The organism is Stenotrophomonas sp. ASS1, from assembly GCF_004346925.1.
GTDB classification, from domain to species: Bacteria; Pseudomonadota; Gammaproteobacteria; order Xanthomonadales; family Xanthomonadaceae; genus Stenotrophomonas; species Stenotrophomonas maltophilia_A.
In genome coordinates, this window is record NZ_CP031167.1 from 3793968 (window position 1) to 3807911 (window position 13944).

12 protein-coding genes and 2 pseudogenes are annotated in these 13944 nt (G+C 60.9%); 10 read left to right on the forward strand and 4 right to left on the reverse strand.

Annotated elements, in window-relative coordinates; genetic code table 11:
- Positions 1-91 precede the first annotated feature (91 nt).
- Both MG068_RS17545 and MG068_RS17550 read left to right on the forward strand, forming a co-directional pair.
- Entirely contained in the window at positions 92-1195 is a 1104-nt protein-coding gene (locus MG068_RS17545; RefSeq protein WP_132810772.1) for an alkene reductase, read from the forward strand.
- A 59-nt stretch (positions 1196-1254) separates the two neighbouring features.
- Complete coding sequence (locus MG068_RS17550; RefSeq protein WP_132810773.1) at positions 1255-1671, forward strand: VOC family protein; 417 nt, start codon at positions 1255-1257, stop codon at positions 1669-1671.
- A gap of 12 nt (positions 1672-1683) precedes the next feature.
- On the opposite strand, the gene MG068_RS17555 is transcribed toward MG068_RS17550, so the two are convergent.
- Positions 1684-2379 carry a DAPG hydrolase family protein gene (locus MG068_RS17555; RefSeq protein ID WP_132810774.1) on the reverse strand — a complete coding sequence of 232 codons (696 nt, stop codon included), beginning with the start codon at positions 2377-2379 and terminating at the stop codon, positions 1684-1686.
- 75 nt (positions 2380-2454) lie between these two features.
- Here MG068_RS17555 and MG068_RS17560 point away from each other — a divergent pair, with 75 nt between their 5' ends.
- Positions 2455-3117: a TetR/AcrR family transcriptional regulator gene (locus MG068_RS17560; protein WP_049421841.1), complete on the forward strand. Its 663-nt coding sequence runs from the start codon at positions 2455-2457 to the stop codon at positions 3115-3117.
- A 51-nt stretch (positions 3118-3168) separates the two neighbouring features.
- On the opposite strand, the gene MG068_RS17565 is transcribed toward MG068_RS17560, so the two are convergent.
- Complete coding sequence (locus MG068_RS17565; RefSeq protein ID WP_236494380.1) at positions 3169-3831, reverse strand: SMI1/KNR4 family protein; 663 nt, start codon at positions 3829-3831, stop codon at positions 3169-3171.
- 129 nt (positions 3832-3960) lie between these two features.
- Positions 3961-4845, reverse strand: coding sequence for a LysR family transcriptional regulator (locus MG068_RS17570; protein WP_049400266.1), 885 nt, complete (start codon positions 4843-4845; stop codon positions 3961-3963).
- A 107-nt stretch (positions 4846-4952) separates the two neighbouring features.
- On the opposite strand from MG068_RS17570, the gene MG068_RS17575 reads away from it, so the two are divergent.
- Complete coding sequence (locus MG068_RS17575; protein ID WP_032129891.1) at positions 4953-6011, forward strand: NAD(P)-dependent alcohol dehydrogenase; 1059 nt, start codon at positions 4953-4955, stop codon at positions 6009-6011.
- A gap of 164 nt (positions 6012-6175) precedes the next feature.
- Positions 6176-7219: an NnrS family protein gene (locus MG068_RS17580; protein ID WP_240792087.1), complete on the forward strand. Its 1044-nt coding sequence runs from the start codon at positions 6176-6178 to the stop codon at positions 7217-7219.
- 907 nt (positions 7220-8126) lie between these two features.
- On the opposite strand, the gene MG068_RS17585 is transcribed toward MG068_RS17580, so the two are convergent.
- Entirely contained in the window at positions 8127-8417 is a 291-nt protein-coding gene (locus MG068_RS17585; protein WP_132810775.1) for a hypothetical protein, read from the reverse strand.
- Here MG068_RS17585 and MG068_RS17590 point away from each other — a divergent pair.
- The 5 genes and pseudogenes from MG068_RS17590 to MG068_RS17610 form a co-directional block, all read left to right on the forward strand.
- Positions 8410-9099 carry an ATP-dependent Clp protease proteolytic subunit gene (locus tag MG068_RS17590; protein WP_132810776.1) on the forward strand — a complete coding sequence of 230 codons (690 nt, stop codon included), beginning with the start codon at positions 8410-8412 and terminating at the stop codon, positions 9097-9099. The two genes, MG068_RS17585 and MG068_RS17590, sit on opposite strands and share 8 nt — an antisense overlap.
- Positions 9100-9302: 203 nt before the next feature.
- Positions 9303-11411 carry a peptidase domain-containing ABC transporter gene (locus MG068_RS17595; protein ID WP_132810777.1) on the forward strand — a complete coding sequence of 703 codons (2109 nt, stop codon included), beginning with the start codon at positions 9303-9305 and terminating at the stop codon, positions 11409-11411.
- Positions 11408-12688, forward strand: a complete 1281-nt coding sequence (locus MG068_RS17600) for an HlyD family secretion protein (RefSeq protein ID WP_132810778.1) — start codon at positions 11408-11410, stop codon at positions 12686-12688. Before MG068_RS17595 ends, MG068_RS17600 begins: the two co-directional genes overlap by 4 nt.
- 271 nt (positions 12689-12959) lie before the next feature.
- Positions 12960-13085 (forward strand): annotated as a pseudogene (locus MG068_RS17605) (IS5/IS1182 family transposase); the annotation flags it as partial.
- A 626-nt stretch (positions 13086-13711) separates the two neighbouring features.
- Positions 13712-13942: pseudogene (locus MG068_RS17610) on the forward strand (NnrS family protein); the annotation flags it as partial.
- Positions 13943-13944: the final 2 nt, after the last annotated feature.

Below are 13944 nucleotides of genomic sequence, written 5' to 3' on the forward strand. Positions count from 1 at the left end.
GGGAGATCGAAGCGCTTTATGCGCCCGCATGTCAACTCCATCCTGTGTGCATCGCGCCGCTGGCGCTCTTCCCCGCACCGAGATGACCAACATGACCACCGCCCTCTTTCGCCCGTTCGACCTGACAGGCATCGCCCTGCGCAACCGCATCGCGATGGCCCCGATGACCCGTGCCCGCAACCCCGGCTCGGTCGCCAATGAGCTCACCGCGCAGTACTACCGGCAGCGTGCCAGCGCCGGCCTGATCATCAGCGAAGGCACGCCGGTCTCGCCGCAGGGCCAGGGCTACATCGACGTGCCGGGTATCTGGTCGGCCGAGCAGGTGGCCGGGTGGAAGCTCGTCACCGAGGCGGTGCATGCCGCGCAGGGCACGATCTTCGCCCAGCTCTGGCACGTCGGCCGCATGTCGCATTCCTCGCTGCAGCCTGAGGGCGGACAACCGGTCAGCGCCGGTACCCGCCCGGTGGCCAGCGCACCGAAGAACACCTCGTTCGTCTATCTGGACGACGGCAGCCGCGGCCATGCCGATCCCACCCCGGCACGTGCACTGGAGACTGCGGAGATCCCCGGCATCATCGACGACTTCGTACGCGGGGCGGACAACGCCATTGCCGCCGGCTTCGACGGCATCGAACTGCATGCCGCCAACGGCTACCTGTTCGAGCAGTTCCTCAACCCGCTCATCAACGAACGCGAGGACCGCTACGGCGGCTCATTGCCGAACCGTGCGCGGTTGATCCTGGAGACGGTGGATGCGATGGCCCAGCGCATCGGCGCCCACCGCATCGGCGTGCGCCTGGCACCGAACAACCTCACCTTCGACATGCCGTACTACCCCGACAACGAGGCCACCTATCTGTACCTGGCCGAGGAACTGGGCAAGCGCGGGCTGGCCTATGTGCATCTCAACGACAACCTGCAGGCGGGGCAGTCGGTGCTGGGCGAGGCGTTCCTGCAGCAGTTCAAGCAGGTCTACGGTGGCACGTTGATCCTGGCCGGTGGCATGACCCGCGAACGCGCCCTGCAGCTGGTCGAGGCCGGCACCATCGACCTGGCCGCATTCGGCCAGCCGTTCATCGCCAACCCGGATCTGGTCGAACGCCTGCAGCACAACGTCGCGCTGGCCACGCCCGACCGCAATACCTATTACGGTGGCGGCGAGGCCGGCTACCTCGATTACCCGCGCGCGCAGTAGAGCCACGCGATGCGTGGATGCGGGCGTACACTGCCCACCCGCATCCACCGGATCTGGCCATGGATACGCCCACCGCATCGTTCATCGTCAACCTCGATGTCCCCGATCTTGCCGCTGCCGAGGACTTCTACATCCGAGTCTTCGGCCTGCGCATCGGGCGCCGTCTAGGCCCAGGCGCCGTGGAGCTGCTCGGTGGGCCAACGCCGCTGTACCTGCTGCAGAACGAGGCCGGCAGCGCCGCCACCGAAGACGGCGACGTGCGCGACTACGAGCGCCATTGGACGCCGCTGCACCTGGACTGGGTGGTGGATGACATCGAAGCCGCACTGGTCCGTGCGGTTGCGGCCGGGGCGACGCTTGAGCAGCCTGTGCGCGAGCGCCGCTGGGGCCGCATCGCCGTGCTGGCCGATCCGTTCGGGCATGGCTTCTGCCTGATCCAGTTCAGCGGCGAAGGCTACAACGCGCTGGTCGAATGACCGGTGCGCCGTTCACCACGGCAACGGCACTGCTTCACCGTTGGCGCGCTCACCGTAGTACAGCGACGGCAGCAGGCGCGAGAGGAAACTGAACTCCGTGTAGCAGTGCTTGAGCAGGCCCAGGCCGACCGCATCGCCGGCATCGCAGTGCGGATCGGTGCTGTTCAGGCCGAGCACGAAGCGGCTGCGCAGCACGCAGCCAAACGGCGTATCGCGCGCGACATGCAGCATCTGCCCGTCGCAGGGATCACCGTTTGCATCCAGGCGTACGTGATCTCCGAAGCCGATGCGCGCGGCGATCACCGCCGACACATCGCCTGCATCCTGTGCCACCTGCAGGCGCTCGGGCACCAGCAACGTGCGCGGGTCATGGAACTTCAAACGCGCCGCCACCGGCGGGATGTCGGCCAGCGATTCCACCGCGTGGATGCTGGCACCGTGGTAGCTGCGTCCGCGCTGCCAGGCCGCGTCCCAGCCGCGATGCTCGACATGATCGACCGGATGCCACCAGCGGATGTGCTGTGTGGTCTCAAAGAACGTAAACCACCAGTCCAGCATGCGGCCCTTGCAACCGTGCAGATCGGTACGCACCGCCACCAGCAGGGTGCCATCTTCGCGGCGCTGGATGCCGGTTTCCAAGCGCATCGGTGCGGGGTCGAGCAGATCGTGGTGGTCCAGCCAGGCGCGGGCGTTCACAGCGGTATCCATCGGGGTCTCCTGCATGTCGGGAGACCTGACAATACGGAAACGTTCTTCGTTTCGCAATTATCCGAATGCGGTAAGATGGGCGCAATGAACAGCACCACCCTGCCCGAGCCACCCTCACCAATCCGCCGCCGCGGCCGCCCTGCGCGGCCGGAAGCCGAAGTCCGCCACGCCGTGCTGCAGGCCACGCTGGAGCTGCTGCTGGCACAGGGTTACGAGGCCACTACCATCGAAGCGGTGGCGGCGCACGCCGGGGTAGCGAAGAAGACCGTGTACCGCCACGCCAGCAACCGCGAAGAACTGGTCGGGTTGGCCGTGCGCGAGTGGACCGACGGCTTCGCGCCGCAGTTGCAGCGCGATGCGCACGACGCCGACGAGGTGATGCCGTTGCTGCAGGCCATCCTGCACGCGGTGTGCGCGCAGGCACTGTCGGCGCAGGCAGTGCAGGTATTCCGCCTGCTGGCCACCGACTTTCCTGGTAAGGACGCGCTGCTGCAGGCCTATCTGGACAATGGCATCGAACGCGGCCGTGCGCTGCTGGCCGACTGGCTGGCGCGTCAGCAGCAGCGCGGGCTGCTGCGCGAGGGAGATGCCGCGTGCATGGCGCGGCTGATCCTGGCGATGGCCGTGGCCGAGCCGCTGCGCGAACGCGTGATCGGTGTGGTGGCCGAGGATGCGCCGGTAGAGGTGCATCTGCGTGATTGCCTGGAATTGTTGGCACCCGTACTGCAGGTGCCGTAGCCGGCCGCATCCACGCATGGCGAGGTTCTACCGGCAGCGCTTCGGATCAGGTCACGCCTGCACGTAGGGCATTTCGCTGTCGATACCGTCGAACGCGATCAGCTGCAGCAGCGGCTGCACGTCCTCGTCACTGATCTCACCCGCAGTGATGTCATCCACGCGTGCATACAACGCCTCCAGCGCCGCTACCTGGTCCCCTCGCAGCCAGCCACGATGGGTACCGAGCCAAGCCTGCAGATTGGTTCCGATATCGCCCTCCGAAAGCAGCGAATCCTCTTCCTCCAGCTCCACCACCGCTTCGGCCATCTTGCGGAACAGGAAGTCCTGGAAGTTCGCGGCCAGCAGATCGGCGCGATCATCGTCATGCCAGACCAGCAGCACCGGCGACTCGCTGGAACCCGGTGCATTGGTCCAGAAACAGTAGTGATCACCCGCGCCGGTGCGCGCGAACGGCAGCAGTTTCAGATCATCGCGCAGCGGGTTGTAATGATCTTCGGCAGTCAGATCTTCCCACGCTGCGCGCAGTTCGCTCGGCTCGATCGGTTCATAGTCGTTGGCATACAGCAGTACCGGCGGCTGCGGCTGCACCTGCGGGAACACCGTGCGGTACCAGTTCGGGCCCTGCTCGCCCCAGCTGAAACGGTTGCCTTCCACCAGCTGGCGGAACAACGGCGGGAAGGTCTGGCCGGAAGCCTGTTCGAGATCGGCGAGCATGCTCAATGGCGTCCTTTTGTTGAGAAGACTCACTCTAGCGGGTGAACGCCATCCACGCATGGCGTGGATCTACCCGGAAAGCTCTCGTTGGAGCCGGTCATTGGACGGCACTGCGCCATCCACCGCGATTCACTCGCGCAGCATATCCACGAACGCACGCAGCGCACCGGGCATCTGCCGCTGCTTCGGGTAGTACAGCGCGAAGCCGGCGAACGGTTCGCTCCAGTCTTCCAGCACCGCCACCATCTGCCCCGATTCGATGTAGGGCCGCGCGGTGTCTTCCAGCACGTAGGCCAGGCCGATGCCATCGAGTACCGCGCCGACCACGGTGCCCTGCTCGCCCAGCGTCAGCCGTCCGGGCACGTCGATCTCCAGCGCCTGCCCACCGCGCTCGAACTGCCACTTGTACAGATGCCCGCTGGCGAAGCGGAAGCGGATGCATTCGTGTGCAGCGAGATCGCGCGGATGCTGTGGCGCGGGATGCCGCCGCAGGTAGTCCGGCGATCCGACAATCAGCCCGCGCAGTGGTGGCCCCATCGGCACTGCCACCATGTCCTCGGGTACGAACTCGTGCAGGCGCACGCCGGCGTCGTAGCCCTCGGCGACGATGTCGACCAGGCCGTCGTTCTCGGTCAGCTCCACCCGCACGTCGGGATGGGCGTGCAGGAAGCGCGCCAGCCGTGGTCCCAGCTGTGTCGCCACCGCAGCACGGGTGGCGTTGATGCGCAGCAGGCCAGCCGGTGCGGCGCGGAACTGGTTCATCTCCTCCAACGCATCGTGCACCTGCCCCAAGGCCGGCTGCAGGCGCTCCAGGAGACGCTGCCCGGCCTCGGTCAGGGCCACGCTGCGGGTGGTGCGATGGAACAGGCCCACGCCCAACCGTTCTTCCAGCGCGCGGATCGCATAACTCACCGCCGAGGTCGACAGCGCCAGCTCGGCGCCGGCACGGCGGAAGCTGCGATGGCGGGCGACTGCGGCGAACGCGGCTAGGTGGGAGAGATTGTCAGTGGCCATGATTGTGCAGTTTCACTTGATGAATCATGCCGATATCCGGGCTTTCTGCCGCTGGGTACGGGGCGTATTGTAAAGCGCCTTTCGACAAACCCTGCCAAGGATTCCCCATGTCCCTCGCCCGTGGTTACGCCGCCCATTCACATACCGACCCGCTGATCCCCTACGAGTTCGAACGCCGCGCGGTCGGCCCGGACGATGTACGTATCGAGATCCTCTACAGCGGCATCTGCCACTCCGACCTGCACCAGGCCCGCGACGACTGGGGTGGCTCGATCTACCCGATGGTGCCGGGCCACGAGATCATTGGCCGCGTCACCGAGGTCGGCAGCAACGTCACCCGCTTCAAGGTGGGCGACCACGCCGGCGTGGGCTGCATGGTCGACTCATGCCGCCACTGCGACGCCTGCGAGCACGACCTGGAGCAGTACTGCGCCGAAGGCGCGACCTGGACCTACAACGGCCGTGAACGCGAAAGCGGCGCGCCGACCTACGGCGGCTATTCCGACCACGTGGTGGTCGAACAGCGATTCGTGGTGAAGGTGTCCGAAACGCTGGACCTGAAGGCCGCCGCCCCGCTGCTGTGCGCCGGCATCACCACCTGGTCGCCGCTGCGCCACTGGAAGGTCGGCCCGGGCCAGAAGGTCGGCGTGATCGGCCTCGGTGGCCTCGGCCACATGGGCGTGAAGTTCGCCAAGGCCCTCGGCGCGCACGTGGTGATGATCACCACCACGCCGGAAAAGGGTGCCGATGCCAAGCGCCTGGGCGCCGATGAAGTGCTGGTCTCGCGCGATGCCGCGCAGATGAAGGCGCACGCCGGCAGCTTCGACTTCCTGCTCAACACTATTCCGGTTGGCCATGACACCAACCCGTACATGGGCCTGCTCAAGCGCGAGGCCACCATGTGCCTGGTCGGCGTGCTGACCGAACTGGATCCGCCGCTGACCGGCGGCAGCGTGATCTTCGGCCGCAAGCACCTGACCGGCTCTGCGATCGGCGGCATGGCCGAAACCCAGGAAATGATGGATTTCTGCGCCGAGCACGGCATCGTCAGCGATGTCGAGATGATCGACATCAAGAACGTCAACGAAGCCTGGGAGCGCATGGCGAAGAACGATGTGCGCTACCGCTTCGTGATCGACATGGCGACGATGAAGAACGCCGCCTGATCGATCGGCGACTGTGAACGAAGAACCCCGGCACTGCCGGGGTTTCTTGTTTGCGTTGCACGGCCCGTCCGCCGGGCATGGCCCGGCGAGCGAAGCGGTTGCCTCCCTCCTTGGGCATGACGAAGATCAAGGACCCGGCCACCAGCCGGGCGCAGACTCGCTGCATGGCCCGCCTGCCCTCCCCTGCGATGCTGATGCGCGCGCCGCACCGGCTGCTGTTCTTCATCGGCGCCAGCAACCTGCTGCTGGCAATGCTGTGGTGGGCGTTGTGGCTGGGCGCATTGCGCGGGTTGTGGACGCCACAGCCACCATCGCTGCCACCAGCCTGGCTGCACGCGCTGCTGATGCAGTACATGGTGCTGCCCAGTTTCATCTTCGGCTTCCTGCTTACCGTGTTTCCGCGCTGGATGGCACAGCCGGAGCTGCCACGCAGCCGTTACGCGCCGGTCGGCATCGGGCTGTTTGGCGAGCAGGCGCTGCTGATTGCCGCCGCCTGCGGGTGGACACCCGGGCTGTGGCCCGGCCTGCTGCTGGCACTGGCCGGCTGGAGCGCCGGACTGATCGTGCTGGGACGCGTGCTCAAGGCCGCCGGTCCCAACCGCAACTGGCATGCACGCTCCTGCTATGCCGCACTGCTGCTGGGCTGGCTGGGGCTGCTGCTGTTCATGGCGGTGGGGCGCGGCCACGCCACGCTGATGCCGGTCACGGTGGCACTCGGCACCTTCGGCCTGCTGCTGCCGGTCTACCTCACCGTCGCGCACCGGATGATCCCGTTCTTCGCCAACAACGTGGTGGATGGCTATGTGGCGTGGCGCCCGCTGCGCTGGTTGGCTGCGATGTGGGCGCTGCTGATGCTGCGCCTGCTGTTGAGCGCGTTGCAGATCGACCACCTGCTGTGGCTGGCCGATGGGCCGCTGCTGATGTTGTCGCTGCAGGCGCTATGGCACTGGTGGCCACGCGGGCCGATGCCGGGCCTGCTTGCCGCCCTGTTCCTGGCACTGGCGTGGCTGCCGATCAGCTTCGCGTTGTATCTGCTGCAGGACATCGGCCAGATGCTGGGCCATCCGCAACTGCTCGGCCGCGCGCCGCTGCATGCCCTCGCCGTGGGCCTGTTCGGCAGCCTGCTGGTGGCGATTAAACGGGCAGCTATAGTGCTGCACTTTTACTCAACCTATGGTTGCGCAAGGGCTGAAAACCTTTGGTTGTAAGAGCCCACGGATAGGGCGGGCGTCACCGCTCACTGGCCCTAGCCATCGACCAATGGCAGAGAGCAGCGTCCTGATGCCGGTCCAAACTCGCCGATTCTTAGCAAACGAGCAGACCTCTTGAAGGGACGGAGGAGGAGGACGGCCCTGGAATGCGGACGAAGCATCCAGTTAGTCCTAGCGACTCAGGAGCAGCAGTGGCCGCGATCGCCAGAGTAACGTTCGCATTGTCTCTCAAGCTGCCGGCCAGCGGCAGACGGCCAGCACTACCGCGTAGTTGTTCAGAGCATCCCTGAGTCGGTAGATCCTGGTAACAAACAGCTGTTGCAAATTGCAAAAAGTGAAAGTAGTGTGCAGAACAGGCATAAGGAATGTGACTAAAGCTAATTGACATGCGTAAATTTAGAAAATCGCGGACTCAAGGAAGAATCACTGGTCACTCGGACGCAGTCATCCGCGGACTCCTCAGCCACGCACAGCCACTAGCGACCAAGCCCGCTGCGCGGCCTATTATCACCAATTCCGTGTACCGGGGACGCGTTGCCTGCCGGCGCGAACCCTCGTTTACAAATTGCTTTTCGGGTTCCAGCCCGAGCCTCGGCGCTAGGACTGCGCCAAATTAAAGAAGGAGTTTTAAATGTTCGAACTCGGAACAGCAATGCTGAAGCACGTTGCTGGTGGTCAACAAGCGCCATCGACCTCTACTTCAGGGAACACCACCACTCTCACCTGTCCCGCGGGAACCACTCCGATGGTGGTTGTGTTTGGGCCGACAGGCGACTCAGGCGGTGGAGTTACTGTGACCTGCATTCCTGATAGTCGTAGCCATTCCTAGTTGTCACTGGGGCTTTCATCTACGCGGGGAAGAGCCTGCCAATAAGGTGCCTTTTCTTGCGGGCATACATATCTATCAACAAACACAAACAAACGGAATCGACATGCGCACGATCAAATCAAGTGAAATGGAATTCATCAGCGGCGCTGCACAGGCACCAAATTGCGTGGTAGTTACCGCCAACATTACCGGCTCCAACGGCGTCTCCAGCCAGCAGGTCGCTGTCGTCTGCTCCTGCCCGGAGGGCACGACGATGTCAACCACGACCTCGGGCGGCACCACCACCGCCACATGTAATTGATGGAACCAGGGGACCTCCTGTGAGGTCCCCTGAACGAAGCGAACAGGAGTGAAAGTGGTGATCAACCGCTATTTCTGCCCTCTGGTTCTGTCTGGAATCATCCTGTCGACCTGCCCTAAGCAGGCTACAGCTGAACCAGTTTCCGAAATCAATATATCGTCAGCGTCATCAGCTTGGAACTCATGCCAAGTCTTGAAAAAGGGGGTGGTCTATGTCCAAGGGAGTAACGCTCTATGCGTAAAGGGATATATCGACTACGACCTAGCAGACCAGTTTATGACGCGAGTGAAGAATGCCGAGAGCATTGGACTCTCCATCGATCTTGTTTTAATTGAAAGCCAAGGTGGCGAGCTTCGTCCAGCCATACGGATTGCGAAGAAAATTGAAGAACTCCATGCCAGCGTGGCTGTTGGCGGGATGTGTGCTTCCTCCTGCGCGCAGTTCGTATTCATGGCAGGGAGACAGAAGCTCCTGTTGAGGCAAAGCCATCTGCTTTTCCATGGCGGCCCTGTTTCCGAGCAGCAGATCAAGAGAATGAACCTTTCCGCCTCCGCAGTCTCCAGCCTGAATCGCCAAAATCTGGAAATGACTGAGTTTTATCAGGAGCGCAACCTCGACTTGCGGATGCTCACGGAACCACCGGCCAAAGTGCAGGCGCGAATTGACGCCGGAGAGATTGTCATGTGGTCTTGGAGCAAGGCCGAACTTGAGTCCTTTGGCGTTACGGGACTGGCTCTTGAAGAGTGAATACAATTTTCTTGAATTGATTCCATCTCTGATCGCCTCAGATAAAGCCAAATATTGACGCCAAGACGTGTCCGCATTGGAGCCGAGTTCTACTGGCACTCGCGGTACCAGAGAGCCGTTCGGCATATCACCACAGGCCACCTCAAACAGTGCATTCTGCACGAATCGATTCACCCGTTTCATCGAAACCTGGATCAAGCTACATGGATGTCGTTCTCCAATCTGAAGCGGCTGAGTGCGGAATCGCTTGCTTGGCGATGATCGCCTCGCATCATGGTAATGCCATCGGCCTGCGCGAGATTCGTCGCCGGCACTCATTTTCACTTAAAGGCACCTCTCTCCCTCAGTTAATCGCTGTCGCAGGCAAGCTTGGCCTACAGTCGCGTGCGCTCCGGTTGGAGCTTGACGAGCTGGATCAACTGAAACTTCCCTGCATAGCTCACTGGGATCTCAATCACTTCGTGGTGGTACGCAAAGTTGAGCGGAACACGGTCACCGTCGTGGATCCGGCATTGGGAACGCGCAAGCTCGCAATGAGCGAGTTCTCGAAGCACTTCACCGGGGTTTCCCTTGAGCTACAGCCTGGGGGCGATTTCCGCCGAATCCGTCGCCCGGAACCAACGCCGTTACCTTGGCTTACCGGAAGAATTAGAGGCCTTGGCAGATCGTTGGCCCTGCTGATCGTCCTCTCTCTTTCTCTGCAGATCTTCGTGCTTTCGGCTCCATTTTTTATGCAATGGGTGGTCGACCAGGCACTCGTTGCATCCGATCACAACCTTCTCTCTGTGCTGGCCGCTGGCTTCGGCTTGGCGCTTCTCATTCAAGTTGGTATCGGTCAGATCCGCGGCAGGTCGGTCATCTATTTGTCCAGCCGTCTGGGCTCACAATGGTCGGCAAACGTATTTAGCCACTTGATCAAACTACGTCTGGATTTTTTCGAGAAGCGACATCTTGGCGATATAGTTTCGCGGATGGGCAGCGTCCAGGCAATCCAGAGGATCATTACAACCAGCTTCGTTGAAGCGATCATCGATGGGATGATGGCGATCGCGACCGTAATGATGATGATCCTGTACAGCTGGAAGCTCGCTATGATTTCACTAGCCTCAATCAGTGTGTATGCCGTCGCCCGCATGCTTTCTTTCAACGCCTTGAAGCTGGGGACCGAGCAGCAGCTTATTGCCTCCGCGCGCCAGCAATCTCACCTGCTTGAATCCATTAGGGGCATCCAGTCAATTAAGGTTGCAGGACGGGAGTCAACTAGAAGATCACGCTACCTCAACCTGATCAACGACACCGTCAATCAAGACGTCAAGCTCTCCACCTTTGCACTGACGTTCAATGGTTCCGGCCAACTGATCTTTGGAATTGAGCGCATTGTCGTAATCTGGATAGGTGCCACTTTGGCAATGCAAAGTGTCTTTTCGGTTGGGATGCTGATCGCTTATCTTGCATATAAGGAACAATTTTCCCAAAGAGTCGGATCACTCGTAGACAAATGGATCGAGTTCCGCATGCTTAGGCTTCACGGCGAGCGCCTATCGGAAATTGTTTTAGCTGAAACGGAGCCGGAACCTACCAGCAGGGGCCGACGGCTGGATCCATCGGCTCCTCTTAGAATCGATGTCAAAGACCTCGGTTTCCGCTACTCGGAATCCGAGCAATGGGTGATACGAAACTGCAGCTTCTCCATTGGTGAAGGTGAGTCAGTTGCTATCGTGGGAGGCTCCGGGTGTGGAAAGACAACCCTTCTGAAAATCCTGCTCGGTCTTCTTCAACCAAACGAGGGTGAGGTCGTAGTTGGCGGCGTGCCGCTGCGGAACCTAGCATCGGACGATTACAAGAGACTGGTGGGCGCTGTAATGCAGGATGATCAGCTATTTGCCGGAACCATTCGAGAGAACATCTCATTTGAAGACGAGATTGCTGACGATTCATGGATCCAGGAGGCTGCAAAACTGGCCGCAGTTCATGACGACATCATGGCGATGCCCATGGCGTATGAAAGCCTCATAGGAGACATGGGGACCTCACTTTCTGGCGGGCAAAAACAACGGATCGTACTTGCACGCGCTTTGTATCGGAAGCCTGGAATTCTATTTTTGGACGAAGCAACAAGCCATCTTGACGTCGAAAATGAGCGAGCGGTCAGCGAGGCCATCAACTCCATGGACTTAACAAGAGTCATTATCGCTCACCGCCCGGAAACCATCGCCAGCGCGGACCGAGTAATTCTGCTTCGCGACGGCAAGGTTATCAACGAGCTCGCGACACAGCAGCATAGCGCATTCGCCCAAGAAGTTCTTTCATGACACTACTCTTCCGCCAGGAAGCCGTTGATGCCAAGCGCGGCAACCAACTGGGTAGCATCTCATTGGTGCAGCCGGTCCGCGCATGGCTGCTCGCTGCATTCTGTCTACTATCAGCCTCCGCACTTGTTTGCTATCTGGTGATGGGTGAGTACACCCGTCGATCCCGCGTGTCTGGAGAGCTCGTTCCCGATCTGGGATTGTCCACGGTAATGGCTCCGTCAGCCGGGGTCATAGCCAGTCTGGCGACGGAGGAAGGCGATCACGCAAACAGGGGCGATGGTCTAGTCCTAGTTAATGTCCCTCGCATAACCGGGAGCGGGGATGATGCCTCGCAGGCGCTACTGAATGCTCAGCAGAGTCGAATAGCCAGCTCCGCCCGATTGATTGACTCCCAAAACCGTCAGATGGCGACGCAGTTAGTGGGAATCACCGAGCAGAGAAATACTTTGCTTCAAGAAATTTCCCAGATCGAGCTGGAGATAAGGACGCGGGGCGATCAGGTCCGCCTGGGGCGTGAAACCTTGCAGCGCTACCAACGGGTCGCCGATCAACGCTATGTGAGTCTTGTACAAGTAAATCAGCAGGAGCAATCATTGTTGGAGATGGTGAATGCCAGACAATTGCTTCAGCGACAGGCCACAACGCTACGCCGTAGCTTGGCTGAGCTTGATCAGCGCATAGCCGAGATCCCTCGACAGCGCGAAGCAGGTATCGCTGCATTTGCCCGTGATACTGCGGCGCTCGAGCAGGAGCGAATCAGAATGGAGACAGATGGCGCAATAATGCTGCGTGCGCCGGTGTCGGGAGTCATTGCAAACCGGATGGTGGAGCCTGGTCAGGCCGTCGAGGCTGGCCAGGCCGTCCTCAGCATTGTTCCGGACGGGTCGCTCCTGAGGGCGCAACTTTTGGCACCTAGCTCAGCCATAGGCTTCATTAAGGCTGGCGACCGCGTACTACTCCGCTACCAGGCATATCCATACCAGAAGTTCGGTACACACGAGGGAACGATACTCCGTGTATCTCGCAGTGCTTTGATTTCAGGAAGTACCAGCACGGATTCCACTGACTCTGTTTATCGCGTTCTCGTAGCACTGGACCAGCAAGCCGTTCTAGCATATGGCAGATCCGAGCCCCTCAGGCCAGGCATGAAACTTGAAGCCGACATTCTCGGTGAGAGGCGAAAATTGTACGAATGGCTTTTGGAGCCACTCTATTCACTAACTGGGAGCATCAGTGTGGCAGGTGTTTCTTCGCAAAGATCCGTCGAGGGCAACTGATTACTGCGGTCCACTCATGCAATGATGGGCAGCATCACCTTTGACTAAACCCGCATGCATTCGTAGCTTTATTGTGGTGTTATGAAGATGCATTTCCAAGGGAAATCCCAGCTTGACCGCATCTCACATCCGTAACTAGATTCGCCAAGTATCATCGGCGAATTCAATCTCCAATCTAAGGATGCTCTGAACAACTACTGCGGTAGTGCAGGCCGTCTGCCGTTGGCCTGCAGCTCTCGAGACAATGATGGCACACGCTGAGGAGCCGTCCATACAGTTGACCTTTGGTGATGCCGAGGGACTGGGCAAGCGCAAGCAACCCCGGCGCGAGCTATTCCTTGCCGAGATGAAGCGGGAGGTGCCGTGGGAAGCGCAGCTGGCACAGATCGAGCCGCACTAACCGCGCTCGGGCCGCGTGGGTCGGCCACCTGGTGCCTTGGGCACCGAGCGACGGCGAGATCCCCTCAGGGGCCCGGACTGGCCAAGCAGGGGAAGAGGGATGGAACGAGGTTCGGAGTGGCGTAGGTGGGACCGCATGTCCACATGCCGGGCTCCTCAACGATCAGTTCGGTTCAGGATCGTGGGATGGCTACTTGGATGCATTGGAGCCCCCCCCTCCGCTATTGACGCCCTGGGCATTACAAATTACTACTTGCTGGACACCTACGAGTCTGTCATTGCCGCAAAGGCGTAGGGAACGCTCGCCAATATCCCCTCGTCTTTCCGAACGTTGAAGTTCGGCTGGAAGCGCACGCCAAGTCAGGCTACGTCAACGCCCACCTTTTGATCAGCCCTACTGATCCAAACCATGTTCACGAAGCTTATCGATTTTTAGAGCAGCTCACTTTTTCTGCTTATGGCGAACGCTTTAGCTGCAACCGGCAGGATTTGATCCGCTTGGGCAGAAAGGCTGACCCAGGCGTACTGGATGACCTCACTGTGTTGCGCCACGGCGCCGCCCAGTTCCGGGTTAGCTTCCTTAAGCGGCAAGAAGTGCGTCCCAACGAGCCCAATCAGGCACCCCGTGTCACCCAGGGCCATTCCGGCCGACCGCTGGTGATGCCGGCAGTGGCCTGGTTTGCGTTCGTCGCGCTGCAGGCGGTGGCGATCATGCGCATCGCTGCCGAACTGATGCCCGACGCCTATGCGTGGCATTTCGCCGCAGCCATCGGCTGGTTGCTGGCCTTGGCACCGTGGGTGGCGCGGCTGGGCTGGATCTACCTGAGCCCACGGCGCGACGGCAAGCCGGGCTGACA

Bases quoted from the DNA above. Each gene is read 5' to 3' on its own strand.
- MG068_RS17545 (WP_132810772.1), top strand. From the start codon at position 92: ATGACCACCGCCCTCTTTCGCCCGTTCGACCTGACAGGCATCGCCCTG.
- MG068_RS17550 (WP_132810773.1), top strand. From the start codon at position 1,255: ATGGATACGCCCACCGCATCGTTCATCGTCAACCTCGATGTCCCCGAT.
- MG068_RS17555 (WP_132810774.1), bottom strand. From the start codon at position 2,379: ATGGATACCGCTGTGAACGCCCGCGCCTGGCTGGACCACCACGATCTG.
- MG068_RS17560 (WP_049421841.1), top strand. From the start codon at position 2,455: ATGGGCGCAATGAACAGCACCACCCTGCCCGAGCCACCCTCACCAATC.
- MG068_RS17565 (WP_236494380.1), bottom strand. From the start codon at position 3,831: ATGCTCGCCGATCTCGAACAGGCTTCCGGCCAGACCTTCCCGCCGTTG.
- MG068_RS17570 (WP_049400266.1), bottom strand. From the start codon at position 4,845: ATGGCCACTGACAATCTCTCCCACCTAGCCGCGTTCGCCGCAGTCGCC.
- MG068_RS17575 (WP_032129891.1), top strand. From the start codon at position 4,953: ATGTCCCTCGCCCGTGGTTACGCCGCCCATTCACATACCGACCCGCTG.
- MG068_RS17580 (WP_240792087.1), top strand. From the start codon at position 6,176: ATGGCCCGCCTGCCCTCCCCTGCGATGCTGATGCGCGCGCCGCACCGG.
- MG068_RS17595 (WP_132810777.1), top strand. From the start codon at position 9,303: ATGGATGTCGTTCTCCAATCTGAAGCGGCTGAGTGCGGAATCGCTTGC.
- MG068_RS17600 (WP_132810778.1), top strand. From the start codon at position 11,408: ATGACACTACTCTTCCGCCAGGAAGCCGTTGATGCCAAGCGCGGCAAC.